This is a genomic window from Alcaligenes parafaecalis (genome assembly GCF_026344135.1).
GTDB classification, from domain to species: Bacteria; Pseudomonadota; Gammaproteobacteria; order Burkholderiales; family Burkholderiaceae_B; genus Alcaligenes; species Alcaligenes parafaecalis.
The window spans coordinates 408,716-423,139 of record NZ_JAPKNA010000001.1; the positions used below are offsets into that span (position 1 = coordinate 408,716).

Below are 14,424 nucleotides of genomic sequence, written 5' to 3' on the forward strand. Positions count from 1 at the left end.
ACGAATACTTGTCGAGAACGTAGACCTGCATAACAACGCGTGGAGCAAGCCCATGCGGTTAAGAGTGCTGGTTGTGGTGCCAAGTAATGCACTTGGGGCGCTTGAGCGGGTCAAGCTTTATTCCCAAAAGTGGGGGTGTTTCAAGGTCGATTTACCCTGGATAGCTGCATCTGGTGTTGTCAAAGCCAGACGAGCGTGGATGGGATGGGCTAATAAATTCAATCAGCGCCATGACGTGACAATTGTATGATTATAAATAATATTTATGGATTGGTCAAAGATTGACCAGCCCAAGTGCTTGGAAGTGGTCTGGGAAAGCCATAGAGGGCAGGGCGTTCTTGCCTATATACTAGGCCAATCGTAACGGCGCAGTGTTGACCTGATGAAGGATCACATGCGCCGTTTCCGTTTTTTAGGACATGCTTGTGAGCACTCAGAAACTGACCCCCGGCACAACCGCTTTACTGGTGTTACCCACTATCCTGTGGGCAAGTAATGCGATTGTAGGGCGCCTGATTCATGATCAGGTTCCGCCTATTACCCTGAACTTTTTCCGTTGGCTGGTGGCCTTCACCATCTTGCTGTTTGTGGGGCGGCAGGTTCTACGGCGCGGCAGCAATCTGTGGACGCAGTGGAAGCGGTATTCGATTCTGGGTTTGCTGGGCATAGGGATCTATAACGCGCTGCAGTATCTGGCCTTGCAAAGTTCATCCCCTATTAACGTGACGCTGGTCAACGCCAGCCTGCCGTTCTGGATGCTGGTGATCGGGCGCTTGTTCTTCAAATCCACCGTTAACGGCCGTCAGTTGATAGGTGGCCTGATGTCTTTGCTGGGTGTGATTCTGGTGCTGACCCGTGCGGATTGGCACGAGCTGATCGCTTTCCGGTTTGTGGCGGGCGACGTCTATATGGTGATCGCCACTATTGCCTGGGCGGTGTATAGCTGGATGCTGAGCACGCGCCGTCACGAAGGCGCCATTGCCGAAACCTGGGCCACCGTGGTGATGGCACAGGTCTTTTTCGGCCTGATCTGGTCGGGTGCCTTTGCCGCGATGGAATGGAAATTCACCGATTGGCATATTGACTGGTCCTGGGCTTTGCTGCTGGCCATCTTGTATGTCGGTACAGGCCCGGCCCTGGTCGCCTTGCGTTGCTGGGGCGTGGCTGTCCAGCGAGTGGGCGCGGCAACAGCGGGTTTTTTTGTGAATCTGATGCCGGTATTCGCCGCCTTGATGTCTGTCTTTATTTTGGGCGATACCCCAAAACCCTATCACGCGGCCGCTTTCTTGCTGATTGTGGGCGGGATTTACGTGTCGTCGCGTAAAAGCTGAATGCCAAGAAGCTGTGGGTGTCTTGCGACACCCCGGATGCAAATTAGTCGATAGACCGCTGGGTTTGTTCAGTAGGGCGCTAAACTGCCGCTTATGGTCTGATTTGCATCTAAAAGAAACAAAATGAATTTATCCATTACGCGCTTTTTGTGGCCCCGACGTGGTCGTGGAACTGGTCGTTCGGCGGGCCCCCAGTCCGGGCCTTTTGCACAGTCCGTGTGGGGCACCATGTTAGCTGCCGAGTTCAGCGCACAAGGACAGATTCAGGCCTGCAGCCCGCTGTTAAGCCAGTTGTTGGGCAGGTCGGCGGACGAGGTAGTGGGCCAGGATTATGCCCAGGTCTTTCTGGGTGAAGAGGAATCCTCGCGTTTGTGGGGACAGTGGGCCAGTCAACAAGGCGGGAATGCGCGACTGTGCGTTCGCGCCCATGATGGTCGGGACCATTGGTTGCAAGCTACCTTTTCACCCCTGGTGAAACGTGCTGGGCAGGACCGGATTCTGATGTTGGCAACGGATGTCAGCTCTCAGGCTGCCGTGGAAAGCAAACGGGCCAGTGTATTGACGGCCATTGAGCGCTCCACGGCTGTCATCGAGTTTGATTTGAGCGGCAAAGTGTTGAATGCCAATTCGAATTTTCTGACCGTGATGGGTTATGAGTTGGACGATGTCATCGGCGAGCACCATAGCCAGTTCTGCTTCCCGGAGCAGACCCGCTCCCCGGAGTATCAGCAATTGTGGCGCACCCTGAATCTGGGGCATTTTGTGTCGGACCAGTTTCGGCGGCGTACCCGTGATGGACGTCAGGTCTGGCTGCGGGCCAGCTATAACCCCTTGTACGATGCTCAAGGCCATTTATACGGTGTGGTGAAGTTTGCTACCGATGTGACGGCGCAAGTTGAACGCAATCATGCCGAATCACGAGCTGCGCAGTTGGCGATGGATATCGCCCAGGACACCGATGCGGGGGCGCATGAGGGGGAAACCACCATGCAGCATACGGTGGGGGCGGTGCGGGGGATTGAACAGCACCTGGAGCAAGCCGGGCAGGAGATTGATGCCTTGAATGAGCAGTCTGCCAAGATTGGAGCCATGGTGCATTCAATTCAGGATATTGCGTTTCAAACCAATATTCTGGCACTGAATGCGGCGATTGAAGCGGCACGGGCGGGTTCGCAAGGTAAAGGCTTTGCTGTGGTCGCTTCCGAGGTCCGCAGTCTGGCCGGACGTACACACCAGTTCACCGTGGATATTGCCGCTCTGATGCAGCAGAACCAGGAATTGGCTCAGCGGGCGGCCACGCAAATGCAGGGTAGCCTGGGTTATGTCAGCAATAGCCTGGAGTTGAGTGAAACGGCAGGCGGTTTGATGACCCGTATCCGGGAAGATGCGCGCCGTGTGGTCAAGGCGATCAGCCAGTTTCGCGATAGTGCCTCTGCGTGAGGCCTGCTTGTATTCATAGAAAAGGGGCGCCCGGTAGAGCGCCCCTTTCTGTATTGTCAGGCTTGTGTTCAAGCCTTCAAGCGTGGCAATCGATTATTGCTTGCCACCGCCCATGCGACGGAAAATCGTCGCCACCAAAGGACCGGAAATATTGTGCCAGACGCTGAAAATAGCGCTGGGCACAGCAGCCAGAGGGGAGAAGTGCGCGCTAGCCAGCGCCACACCCAGCCCGGAGTTTTGCATGCCGACTTCAATCGCCAGGGTTTTGCGTTGGGCCAAAGGCATGCCGCTTAAGCGGGCCAGAATATAGCCCAAGGCGTAGCCCAGCGTGTTGTGGATGACGACAACGGAGAAAACCAACAAGCCGCTGGTCGCAATCTTGGCCTGATTACCGGCAACGACGGCAGCCACAATTGCCACAATCGCTACTACGGAAACCAAGGGCAGAGCGGCCACACCGGCTTTGATCTTTTCGCCCAGCAGGGACTGCACGATAATGCCCAGGGCGATAGGCAGAATTACCACCTGAACAATGGACCAGAACATGGCCGAGGCACTGACCTCCAGCCATTGACTGGCCAGAAAGTAAATCAGGGCGGGGGTGACGATGGGGGCCAGCAAGGTCGTTACCGAGGTAATGGCAACGGACAGGGCCAGGTCGCCACGGGCCAGAAAGGTCATCACATTAGAGGAAGTGCCACCGGGGCAGCAACCGACCAGAATCACGCCAATAGCCAATTCGGGAGGCAGCGAGAAGGCGTAGGTCAGGAACCAGGCCAGACCCGGCATGATGATGAATTGTCCCAGCACACCAATGGCGACACGGCCAGGGCGTACAAACACTTCAGCAAAGTCCTGGCGCGACAAAGTCAGCCCCATACCGAACATGATGATGCCCAGAAGTGGAACGATATAAGCGCCTAACCAGCGATAGTGGTCAGGGAAGTAAAAAGCCAGAACGGCAAACAGTAGAACCCAGATGGCAAAGGTATTGCCAACAAAACGGCTCAGGCGGGCGATAGCCTGCATGATGAAATATCCTTCAAGGAGCACGGCTGGCCGGTAGGCCGGCGCGGTGCGGATTAGTCTGTTACGGGGAGCAGCATGTGTCGGGCCGGTTTGTCACGGCCGTCTATCGCAGACCTGCTTAAGGGCTGGCGACACGACTTTCCGAAGGGGTGGGATAAAGCGCTGGCAACACGGGGCCGTACGGGAAGATCTGGGTAAGGTCTGGTGTACAGGCTGGGGTGAGCGAAACGGACAACAGGGCAGCGCCTGTTTTTTATCCTGGAAGGCCGAGCTCGGGCGTATTGTAGACCTTGGTCGTCGTGGTATTTTGATTAGCTGCCTTGCAAATGTGTGTATTAGGAGATCGTGGGTGAATACAGCGGGATCACGTCTGGGGGCTTATGCCTGTTTGGCCTTGTCCATGACTTTAGTAGGAAGCTATATCGCGCTGACGCGGCCCTTGGTAACGGCATTGCCGGTGTTTTTATTGGCATGGCTGCGCTTTGGTATTGGTGGGGTGGCCATGTTGCGCTGGCTGCGCAAACCCGCCAACGAGCCTGCGCTGGATCTGCGTACCCGTGGTCTGATCTTTCTGGAGTCCTTCCTGGGCAACTTCATGTTCACCCTGTGCATGGTGACGGGCATCAGCATGACCAGTGCCGTGTCAGCCGGGGTGATTCTGTCTGCCATTCCCGGCATGGTGGCCTTGTTCAGTTGGTATTTTCTGAAAGAAAGCATAGGGCCACGCACCTGGGTGTCCCTGGCACTGGGAGTGGGCGGGATTGCCTTGCTGGCTCTGGTGCAAGCCGACGATCACGGAGTGGAGCAATTGGATCCCGCCAAAATGTGGCTGGGTAATGCGCTGATTTTTTGTGCGGTCCTGTGCGAGTCTGCGTATGCAGTCATTGGCAAGCGTTTGACTGCCGTGTTGAGCCCCAAGCGCATCAGCGCGATTATCAATCTGTGCAGTCTGGCCCTGATTACGCCATTAGGTTTGTACGCGGCCTGGGATTTTGATTTCACGGCACCGGCTGGCTGGATCTGGCCTTTGCTGGTTTTTTATTCATTGGCAGCCAGTGTCTGGACGGTGTGGCTGTGGATGACCGGCGTGAGATTTGTGCCCGCCTCGCAGGCAGCCGTTTTTATGGTCTTGATGCCTTTAGGCACGGCGGCGGTGGGTGTGCTGGTATTAGGTGAAAGCTTTACCACCGTGCATGTGTATGCCTTCATCCTGGCTTTGGCAGGCTTGGTGCTGGCGACGTTGCCGACGCGGGTAAAGTCTTGAACGTCTTGCCCAAGGACACAAATGCAAGGCGGTTTGCATCAAGAATCAGTCGCGGTCGTAAAAAAACCGCTGCATAAGCAGCGGTTCCGGAGGTGGGATGCTGGGGGCGGCGATAGGGTTTAATCCTGTCCCTGCGCAAACTCAATAATGAATTGCACGCTGACGTTCCCGTTCCACTCGTTCTGATCCAGGCGGTAGGCCGCTTCGATATTTTCAGGCAGCAAGGTGTCGCGGTTGAACCAGATCGCGTCGAAGTATTCGCCGTTACGCTCCAGGCTTAATTTCAGGTGCTTGTTCTTGAGCAGTCGCTGCTGACGCACGAAGAAGTTGTCACGGAACACGGGGGCCGGGAAACCTGCTCCCCAGACCTGTTTTTGCAACAGTCCGGCCACATTGATGTTGATGTGCTCAGGCTCCAGCGACCCGTCAGTTTCGATGATGGGGTCAAAGTGATAGCGCCCCGTCAGCTCCTGAACGGCTTCTTCAAAAGCCTGTACAAAGACCTCGTAATTCTCCTCTTCGATGGTCAGGCCCGCTGCCATCGCGTGGCCACCAAATTTCAGAATCAGACCGGGATAGCGTTTGGATACCAAATCCAGCGCATCGCGCAGGTGTACATCGGGGATGGAGCGGCCCGAGCCTTTGATTTCACCTTCATCGCCTTGGGCAAATGCCAGGGTGGGGCGCCAGTATTTTTCTTTCAGGCGTGAGGCCACCAAACCGACCACGCCTTGGTGCCATTCCGGGTGATACACGCACACCGTGGCGCTGGTATCCGGTTCGGCCAGTTCGGCAGCACGCAGGGCTTCTTCGCGCATGGATTGCTCAATCGAGCGGCGATCCTGGTTCATGTCTTCCAGTTCGCGAGCCAAATTCGCGGCCTCGTCCTCGTCGTCCGTGATCAGGCAGCGTATGCCCAAAGCCATATCCGCCAGTCGACCCGCGGCGTTGATGCGTGGGCCCAAAGCAAAACCCAGATCAAAGGCACTGGCCTGACGGGGATCGCGGCCAGCAACCTGGAACAGAGCGCGCAGTCCGGCCTGCATCTGGCCTTTGCGCATGCGCTCCAGCCCTTGGGTGACGATCAGGCGATTATTGGCATCCAGGCTGACTACGTCGGCCACGGTACCCAGGGCCACCAGATCAGCCAACTCGTTCAAGCGTGGGCCTGCATTGGCTTCGTAAACACCACGTTGTCGCAGCTCGGCCCGCAAGGCCAGCATCAGGTAGAAAATAACGCCGACCCCGGCCAGGTTTTTGGAGGGGAATTCACAGCCGGGCTGGTTGGGATTCACAATGGCCAGGGCTTCAGGCAGCTCGTCGCCGGGCAAGTGGTGATCGGTCACCAGCACTTTCATGCCCGCCATATGGGCGGCTTCCACACCATCAATACTGGCAATACCGTTATCCACGGTAATCAACAGATCAGGCTTGCCGGATGGGTGCTGCTCGGCCAGTTCCACGACGGCCGGGGACAGGCCATAGCCGGTTTCAAAACGGTTCGGGACCAGAAAGTCCACCACCGCGCCCATGCTGCGCAAGGCTCGCAGACCTACGGCACAGGCGGTAGCGCCATCACAGTCGTAGTCCGCAATGATCAGCATGCGATCGCGGCGGGCAATGGCATCGGCCAGCAATACAGCCGCTTCCCGTGCCTGGGTCAAGAGATTGGGGGGGATCATATTGCGCCAGGCCGGATCGATCTGGGCAACATCAGTCACACCGCGCGAGGCCAGCAAGCGGGCCATTAAATCGTGAATTCCGGCCTGCTTCAGGGCGTGGCTGGCGGCTTCTTGTTCGGGACGGTTTTTCAGGATAGGGGTGACCACCACTGACTCCAGTTAGAGGTTTGTTTGAGCAGAGACAGGGGCCAGATACGGCGCGGAATGGGACCGACGTGAGCGTAGCGGTCCAGTCCGGTCAGTACCAAGTCTGGCATAGGCCCTGCGGCCAGGGGGGCGAGCACAGTACGATCCAGCTCGGCCAATTGTTGCAACCAAAGGCCCCAGTCTTGTCGTATCAGGCTGTCTTGCAAATCATCAATAATGCGTAGTTCGGCAGGCTCCGGGCCTAACTGATTACAGGCGGCTCCACCAAACAGCCATAAGCTGTTCACATTGGGCAGGCCAGCCTGTACACGTTCCTGGTTATCAGGCAGCGCAAAGCTCAGCATCTGAAATTCATTAATCAGACGACGCCAGGGGCGGGTTTGTACATCCTGGGTCCACCAATTATTCAAATTGCTTTGGCTGACCAGTTCTGTGGAGGCCGCTTGCACCGTAAAATCAGTCGGTGGGGTGACGCGCCACAATTCTGGGCTGACATAGTCAAACTGAAAGCCCGTGTCATCCAGATAAGGACGAATGGCGTCCAGCAAGGCCAGGCTGTAGGACTCGGACAAGGCGAGCTGCTCGGCAGGTATCAGCATGGCACCCTCACGCGAGGGGGCAATATGCACCAGCTCTGCCAGCCAGACGGCTTCGTCCGGTGTCACCGAGTGGATTTGTTTCAACTGGCGTAGCCGCAAAGGGGCCAGACCTGCGCTAAGATGCTGGGCTTGGTGCGCCGTAAAGCGATGGGCGTGCAAAAGCCAGGATTGTGCTGGCGTACACAGGTCCTCGGACGGGTCACGTACCGACAGAGTGCCTTTGCCCTGAGTCAGCAAGCTAATCAGGTTTGGGGCCGCCTGGGGCAAGTGTTTAATGAGTTCGCGCGCGATGGCCGGTTCCGGCAGCGCACCGTTGATTACGATCTGCATGACAGCGATTGTAGTGTTTTCTTTGAGGCGATAGCAGCTCGCATGGGATACGAATTTTGGATAGGGGCGCGGTATGCCGGTCTGGCCAAGGGCCGCAAACGGCGCGGGGGACGAAAAGACCGTTTCGTCTCCTTTATTGCGGGCAGCTCCATGGCGGGGATTGCCCTGGGGGTTGCCGCGCTGATTGTGGTGTTGTCCGTCATGAACGGTTTTCAGACCCAGGTGCGTGATCGCATGCTGTCGGTCTTGCCGCATATTGAGCTGATTGTGCGCAATGCAGACCATCAGCAAGTCTTGAATGAATGGAAAACGCTGGCTCAAAAAGCGCAGACCAATCCGGCGGTGGTGGGCTCGGCTCCCTATGTGGCCGGGCAGGGCATGCTGGTGCGCAGTAACCAGTTGATGGGGGTACAGGTACGCGGCATTGAGCCCGACCAGGAAACCAAAGTGTCCGAGCTGGCCCAGCAAATGGTGATGGGTCGACTGGAAAACCTGCGTCCTGGCACCTTCGGCATTGTGTTGGGTGAGCAGTTGGCAAATCAACTGCGCGTCAGCACCGGCGATACGATCATGCTGATGGCTCCGCAAGGCTCGATCTCGCCCGCAGGCTTTTCGCCGCGCATGCGCCAGTTCACGGTAACCGGCGTGTTTTCCTCTGGGTATTACGAATACGATGCCAGCCTGGCTTTTGTAAACGTGGAAGATGCCTCCAAGATTTTCCGTGACAGCGGTAATAGTGGTGTGCGTCTGCGTATCAAAGATATGCAGCAAGCTCCCTTGGTAGGCCAAGAGCTGGCGAACAAGATGCCGCGTAACGTACTGGTGTCGGACTGGACCGCCAATAACCGCACCTGGTTTGCTGCTGTGCAAACTGAAAAGCGCATGATGTTCCTGATCCTGGCGCTGATTGTGGCGGTAGCCGCGTTCAACCTGCTGTCTTCCCTGGTAATGGCCGTGAAAGACAAGCAATCGGACATTGCGATTTTGCGTACCATCGGTGCCACCCCTAGCGAGATTGCCCGTATTTTCCTGGTGCAAGGCTCTTTGATCGGCGTGGTGGGCACCTTGTTGGGCGTGGGTTTAGGCACTTTGATTGCCTACAATATCGACGTCATCGTGCCCTTTATTGAGAACCTGATGGGCCGTAAATTCCTGCCTCAGCAGATTTACTTCATCAGCGATCTGCCTTCCAACCCGCAGGTTTACGACATTGTGTTGATCGCTATCGTTTCCCTGGTGCTGTCCTTCCTGGCCACGCTGTATCCAAGCTGGCGTGCTTCCAAGCTTCAACCCGCACAGGTGCTGCGTCATGACTGATCTTATCGCTCCCACTGTGTTGCGTGCGCGCGATGTCAGCGTGCAGTACGAGGAAGGCGGCAACACCATTCAGGTGCTCTCCGGGGTGAATCTGGAAGTGTGCCGTGGCGAAATGGTGGCCATTATTGGTGCATCTGGTTCGGGTAAAAGTACCTTGCTGCATGCCTTGGGGCTGTTGGACAAACCCAATACGGGCAGCATCGAGGTCAATGGCACACAGACCGAGAGCCTTAATGAAGGCGAACGCAGTCAACTGCGCAATAAGGTTCTGGGCTTTGTGTACCAGTTTCACCATTTATTGCCTGAATTTGATGCGCTGGATAATGTGGCCATGCCCTTGATCGTGCGTCGCATGAAGCGTAACGAGGCGCGTGAACATGCCCAGCAGATTCTGGAGCAAGTGGGCTTGTCGCAGCGCGTGCATCACTATCCGGGGCAGTTGTCGGGCGGCGAGCGTCAACGTGTCGCACTGGCCCGTGCCTTGGTCACTCGGCCAGCTTGCGTGCTGGCGGATGAACCTACCGGTAACCTGGACCGTTACACAGCAGAAGGCATGTTTGAACTTCTGAGCCGGGTCAATGAAGAGTTCGGCACCGCTTTTGTGATCGTTACGCACGATCAGGCCTTGGCCGCCTTGGCGCATCGCCAATTGGTAATGGACAAGGGCTACCTGACTCAGGAAATCAAGGCGGATCGCCGGTCTTGATCGCTAGCAGGGACGTGGTCTTTCGCGCCGCGTCCCGTTCCTTGTCGGCTTGGCCTGGTTCCGGTGGAGAGTCTCGCTATGCTTATCGATACGCACTGTCATCTGGATGCTCCCGAATTTGCTCAAGACCGTGAGCACGTGATTGAGCGTGCCCGCTTGGCCGGTGTGTGCTCGATTGTGGTGCCGTCCGTGGGGGTATTCGACTTTCAGGCGGCGCGGGAGACAGCGCTGGCTGCGCCCGGCGGAGTCTATGCGCTGGGCATTCATCCTTTGTTTACCCCCAAAGCAGGTGCTGAAGACCTGAAGGCTCTGGAACAAGAAATCCAGCTACGTCTGGATGATCCACGTTTTGTCGCTGTGGGCGAGATTGGTCTGGATTATTTCGTCCCTGAACTGAAAACCGAAGAAGCCAGCCGCCATCAGGAATGGCTGTACGAGGCTCAATTGGCCTTGGCGCAGCGCTATGGCCTGCCCGTGCTTTTGCATGTGCGCCGTTCGCAAGATAGGGTGCTGAAATATTTGCGGCAGTTTCCGGGTGTGGGCGGAATCGCCCATGCTTTTAACGGTAGTGAACAGCAAGCGCAGATGTTCGTGCGCCAAGGCTGTGCGCTGGGTTTTGGTGGGGCCATGACGTTTGGCCGTGCCAAGCAGATTCGTCGTCTGGCACAGGATATGAGTCTGGCCGATATTGTGCTGGAAACCGATGCACCGGATTTGGCACCGTCCTGGCTGGTAGAGCCGGGAACACCGCTGGCCTCGGTTCGCAATGAACCGGCTGAAGTAAAAGGAATAGCAGCGAGCTTGGCGGAGTTGCGAGGGATGGAGGTGGCGCAGGTCATTGCCCAGACCGGTGCGACCGCTCGTCGGGTCTTGCCGCGTCTGGATGCGTTTCTGCTTGCTCAGGGGTCTTAGCTTCATTGTCAGGCTTTTTTGAGTCTGTTGAAGCTTGGCTCTTGTTGCCTCTACGAGTTCAGCATGCTTGCCCTTAGGTACAAGCCGAGGTGAGCAAAGCCAGCTTGGACTAGCTGCTTGAAATTGCCCGACCCCCTACGCTAGAGATTTGCGTGGAGGCTGCGATGGCAGGGCAGAGCCGATGATAGGGCGTGCATGTCTAGCCGCCTTTGTAGCTGCAGCAACATTGACCCATTTCCTGGCACCGTCTTATCTAAACCTGTCTATATGGTTTTGGCTGGGGGGCGTTTTGCTCTCCTTTCTGCTGGCGCTTCGTGTCCCTCTGAGCTATGTGCTGGTCTTTGCCTGCTTGGGGGCAAGTTATAGCGTCTGGCACATACAGGACAGGCTGAGCCAGGCGGTGCCCGCCGGTGATACCAATAAAGTCAGCCGCGTAGAGCTGGAGATTCAGTCCTTGGTGCAGATGGGTCCTGCCTACCGGCAGTTTCAGGCACGAGTCTTAAGCTCGCAGCCGCCCGGTTTGCCCGAGCAAATTCTGGTGCGCTGGAATGCCAACCAGCGCCACTCCTTGTATCGTGAGCCTGCTGTGCAACGCTTTCCGGAGCTGATGCCCGGGCAGCGTTGGCGCATGTCCTTATTAGTCCGGCCACCTCAAGGGGCCCGGAATCCCCATGGTTTTGATGCAGAGCGTCATGCCATCACACAGGGCTGGCGGGCCGTGGGGAGTGTGCGTGGTCAGCCCCAACAGTTGGATTTTGAACCGGCCCATTCCTGGGCCACCTGGACCGAGCGCCTGCGCCATTATTTGCGCAGTATCTTGATGCCTTACGTACAGGAACGGCGCTGGGGTGGGGTGATGCTGGCCCTCTCCTTGGGCGATCAAGCCAGTATCGCGGCACCGGATTGGGTTGTTTTTAATCGTAGCGGCCTGACGCATCTGGTGTCCATCAGTGGGACTCACGTGACGTTTCTGGCGGTCTTGCTGGCCGGTTTAGTGTCATGGTGCTGGCGGCGTATTCGTTGGCGACGCTGGGTCTTAGCCGAGCAGATTCCTGCCCAGATCGCCGCTACCTGGGTGGGGATTGTCGGGGCGGGCGCTTATTGCGTGATTGCCGGGTGGGGTGTTCCTGCCCAACGTACTTTTTTGATGTTGCTGGTGGTAGGGCTATGCCGCATCTGTGGTTTGCACTTGGGTGCCAGTCGGACTTTACTGATTGCAGCGCTGGTCGTGGTGTTGCATGACCCTTGGGCGGGGCTGACAACGGGTTTTTATCTGTCTTTTGCTGCCGTGTCCGTGTTGTTCGCCTTTACGCATTTGATGGGGCAGATACCGCAGGCAGGTTCCGTGTGGCAGCGCTGGGGGCGGCGGATTTGGTTTGCGACTCAGCTACAAGTGCTGATTACGCTGGCCTTGCTGCCCGCCTTGGCCCCGCTTTTCCACGAAATATCTCTGGCTTCATTGCCCGCCAATGCCTACGCCATCACCCTGATCGGCTCTGTGGTGACGCCATTAGTCCTGGTTCTGTTGATTTTGGCTGCACTCCAGGCTCCGTCAGAGTGGTGTGAACGTGTTGCCCAGTTCGCTCATGCGGTTCTGGATGCCACCATGCAGCCCACCGTCTGGCTGGCAGAGCGCAGTTTAGCCAGCGTGCCCGTGCCTGCTCAGCATTGGGCTTGGACCGTGCTGGCTTTGCTGGGCGTGCTGTTGATGCTTTTGCCCAAAGGTTTCGTGACTCGCTTAAGTGGCTTCTCACTGCTGATACCCGCACTGGCCCTGCGTCCCCCTTTGTTGCAGGAAGGGGACTGGGATTTGTATGCCCTGGATATCGGGCAGGGCAGTGCCGTGGTGTTGCGTACTCGCAGTCAGGTCTTGCTGTTTGATGTGGGTAATCGTTATGGCCCGGATTCGGATGAGGGCAAGCGCAGTATTGCTCCCTGGTTGAAAGCCAAGGGAATCGGGCATGTGGATACTTTGGTGCTGTCTCATGCCGATATGGACCATGTGGGCGGGACTCGCAGTGTCTTGCAGGCCGTCCCTGTGGGTCGCTCGTACAGCAGCTTTGATCTGGACGCGCATTTGAGCCGTGAAGAGCGTCTGTTAGGAGTCGCGTCTGGCTCCACTACGCGTCCGGATGAGGCGCTGCGTTGTGAGGAGGGGGTGAGCTGGGAGGTGGACGGCGTACGTTTTCGTTTTTGGTGGCCGCCAGCAGACGAGGCCCGATTCCAAGCCGCTTATGGCAGCGAGGAAGATAAAAACGCCATTAGCTGTGTGCTGGAGGTTCAGGGGGCGCGGCACAGCGCATTGCTTCTGGGGGATGCGGGTGTGGCGCAGGAGCAGGCCATTGTGGCCGCCGGTCTGGGGCCTGTTGATGTGGTCGTAGTGGGGCATCATGGTTCCCGCACCTCGTCCGGGGCTCATTTTGTGAAACACATTCAGGCTGGATTGGCGATTGCTCAAGTGGGTTGGTGGAACCGTTTTGGCCATCCGCATGCTGTGGTCCAGGCTCGGTGGGAGCGTGCTGGTGCTTTATTTCTACGCACAGACCAATGGGGTGCACTGACGCTTGAGTCGCGCCCCTCGGCTCTGTATTACTTTGGGGAGCGTGATCGTCATGCCCGCTATTGGCAGTCGCCAGCGCCACCCTGACAGCAGGACAGAAACGGCACAGTAAAGCCCCCCGGCTGGGCTACAATGCTCCTTTATTTGTCAAATTCTGGTCTGAGCGTTCATGACAACTGATCTTCAGGAACCGCGCCTTAATTGGGTTATGTGTGCCAGTGCTTCGGGCACGCACCGCATGGCGTACTGGGAGTGGGGCGATCCCAATAACGACCAGGTCTTGATGTGCGTGCATGGTTTGACGCGTACCGGTCGGGATTTTGATCCCTTGGCTCAGCGCCTGTCCAAACGTTACCGTGTTGTGGCCCCCGATATTGTCGGGCGCGGCCGCTCAGACTGGTTGATTGACCCTGCGGCTTACGCCATCCCCCAGTATGTTGCCGATATGCTGGGGCTGATTGCCCGCTTGAAACCTGCGCGCTTGGATTGGGTAGGAACGTCGATGGGCGGACTGATTGCTTTAGGGCTGCACGGCGCACAAGCAATGTCTGCCATGTTGCGTCCTACGCGTCCCGGCCCGGGTTTGGCCCCAGCTCCCATGCAGTTGCCTTTGGGCCGTGTCGTGCTGAACGATGTAGGTCCGGCTTTGGATATGACGGGTTTGCAGCGCATTAGCGAATACGTTGGTCAGTCCGTGCTGTTTGATACCTTCGAGCAGGCCGTAGAGTACGTGCGCTCTGTATCCGCCTCGTTTGGAGAGCACTCCGATCAAGAGTGGGCTGATATGTCCCGCCATGTGTTTGTCGAGCATGAAGGCAAATGGCGTCGTCATTACGATTTGCGCTTGTCGCAGGCTTTTGCTCAGCAGGCAGATGTAGATCTGGAGGCGGCTCAGGCTTTGCTGTGGGGAGCTTACGAAGGCTTGCCCGACAAGGTCCTGATTGTGCGCGGGCAGGAGTCTGACCTCTTGCGGGCGGATATCGTCCAGGAAATGTTGCAGCGCAATCCCAATTCGCAGTTGGTGACCATTCCTAAGGTGGGCCATGCGCCCATGCTGCGCAATGCCGAGCAAATCGACCACATCGACTATTTTCTAGCTGGATAGCC

11 protein-coding genes are annotated in these 14,424 nt (G+C 57.1%); 8 read left to right on the plus strand and 3 right to left on the minus strand.

What is annotated here, in order from left to right; all coding sequences use genetic code 11:
* Window positions 1–419 precede the first annotated feature (419 nt).
* Window positions 420–1,331, plus strand: coding sequence for a DMT family transporter (locus OSH09_RS01905; RefSeq protein ID WP_266119964.1), 912 nt, complete (start codon window positions 420–422; stop codon window positions 1,329–1,331).
* 123 nt (window positions 1,332–1,454) lie between these two features.
* Window positions 1,455–2,771, plus strand: a complete 1,317-nt coding sequence (locus OSH09_RS01910) for a methyl-accepting chemotaxis protein (protein WP_266119965.1) — start codon at window positions 1,455–1,457, stop codon at window positions 2,769–2,771.
* Between the two features lie 93 nt (window positions 2,772–2,864).
* Here OSH09_RS01910 and OSH09_RS01915 read toward each other — a convergent pair whose 3' ends face one another.
* Window positions 2,865–3,800, minus strand: coding sequence for a bile acid:sodium symporter family protein (locus OSH09_RS01915; protein ID WP_266119966.1), 936 nt, complete (start codon window positions 3,798–3,800; stop codon window positions 2,865–2,867).
* 349 nt (window positions 3,801–4,149) lie between these two features.
* Here OSH09_RS01915 and OSH09_RS01920 point away from each other — a divergent pair, with 349 nt between their 5' ends.
* Complete coding sequence (locus tag OSH09_RS01920; protein ID WP_266119967.1) at window positions 4,150–5,064, plus strand: DMT family transporter; 915 nt, start codon at window positions 4,150–4,152, stop codon at window positions 5,062–5,064.
* A gap of 119 nt (window positions 5,065–5,183) precedes the next feature.
* On the opposite strand, the gene recJ is transcribed toward OSH09_RS01920, so the two are convergent.
* Window positions 5,184–6,893 (minus strand): single-stranded-DNA-specific exonuclease RecJ, encoded by a 1,710-nt coding sequence (recJ, locus tag OSH09_RS01925; RefSeq protein ID WP_266119968.1) that lies wholly within the window; start codon window positions 6,891–6,893, stop codon window positions 5,184–5,186.
* The gene (locus tag OSH09_RS01930) at window positions 6,875–7,822 is read right to left on the minus strand and encodes a hypothetical protein (protein WP_266119969.1); all 948 of its coding nucleotides are present in this window, start codon (window positions 7,820–7,822) and stop codon (window positions 6,875–6,877) included. The genes recJ and OSH09_RS01930 overlap by 19 nt, the downstream gene beginning before the upstream one ends.
* A 42-nt stretch (window positions 7,823–7,864) precedes the next feature.
* Here OSH09_RS01930 and OSH09_RS01935 point away from each other — a divergent pair, with 42 nt between their 5' ends.
* The 5 genes from OSH09_RS01935 to OSH09_RS01955 all read left to right on the plus strand — a co-directional run bounded on the left by OSH09_RS01935 (window position 7,865) and on the right by OSH09_RS01955 (window position 14,422).
* Entirely contained in the window at window positions 7,865–9,139 is a 1,275-nt protein-coding gene (locus tag OSH09_RS01935) for a lipoprotein-releasing ABC transporter permease subunit (RefSeq protein ID WP_207874052.1), read from the plus strand.
* Window positions 9,132–9,845 (plus strand): ABC transporter ATP-binding protein, encoded by a 714-nt coding sequence (locus OSH09_RS01940; protein ID WP_266119970.1) that lies wholly within the window; start codon window positions 9,132–9,134, stop codon window positions 9,843–9,845. The genes OSH09_RS01935 and OSH09_RS01940 overlap by 8 nt, the downstream gene beginning before the upstream one ends.
* A 78-nt stretch (window positions 9,846–9,923) precedes the next feature.
* Complete coding sequence (locus OSH09_RS01945) at window positions 9,924–10,757, plus strand: TatD family hydrolase (protein ID WP_266119971.1); 834 nt, start codon at window positions 9,924–9,926, stop codon at window positions 10,755–10,757.
* Window positions 10,758–10,938: 181 nt separating this feature from the next.
* A complete protein-coding gene (locus OSH09_RS01950; RefSeq protein ID WP_266119972.1) occupies window positions 10,939–13,404 on the plus strand; it encodes a DNA internalization-related competence protein ComEC/Rec2 in 2,466 nt (821 codons plus the stop codon).
* A 121-nt stretch (window positions 13,405–13,525) separates the two neighbouring features.
* Entirely contained in the window at window positions 13,526–14,422 is an 897-nt protein-coding gene (locus OSH09_RS01955; RefSeq protein WP_266120529.1) for an alpha/beta fold hydrolase, read from the plus strand.
* Window positions 14,423–14,424: the final 2 nt, after the last annotated feature.

Bases quoted from the DNA above. Each gene is read 5' to 3' on its own strand.
- OSH09_RS01955 (WP_266120529.1), top strand. From the start codon at position 13,526: ATGTGTGCCAGTGCTTCGGGCACGCACCGCATGGCGTACTGGGAGTGG.
- OSH09_RS01950 (WP_266119972.1), top strand. From the start codon at position 10,939: ATGATAGGGCGTGCATGTCTAGCCGCCTTTGTAGCTGCAGCAACATTG.
- OSH09_RS01935 (WP_207874052.1), top strand. From the start codon at position 7,865: ATGGGATACGAATTTTGGATAGGGGCGCGGTATGCCGGTCTGGCCAAG.
- OSH09_RS01940 (WP_266119970.1), top strand. From the start codon at position 9,132: ATGACTGATCTTATCGCTCCCACTGTGTTGCGTGCGCGCGATGTCAGC.
- OSH09_RS01910 (WP_266119965.1), top strand. From the start codon at position 1,455: ATGAATTTATCCATTACGCGCTTTTTGTGGCCCCGACGTGGTCGTGGA.
- OSH09_RS01945 (WP_266119971.1), top strand. From the start codon at position 9,924: ATGCTTATCGATACGCACTGTCATCTGGATGCTCCCGAATTTGCTCAA.
- OSH09_RS01930 (WP_266119969.1), bottom strand. From the start codon at position 7,822: ATGCAGATCGTAATCAACGGTGCGCTGCCGGAACCGGCCATCGCGCGC.
- OSH09_RS01915 (WP_266119966.1), bottom strand. From the start codon at position 3,800: ATGCAGGCTATCGCCCGCCTGAGCCGTTTTGTTGGCAATACCTTTGCC.
- OSH09_RS01905 (WP_266119964.1), top strand. From the start codon at position 420: ATGCTTGTGAGCACTCAGAAACTGACCCCCGGCACAACCGCTTTACTG.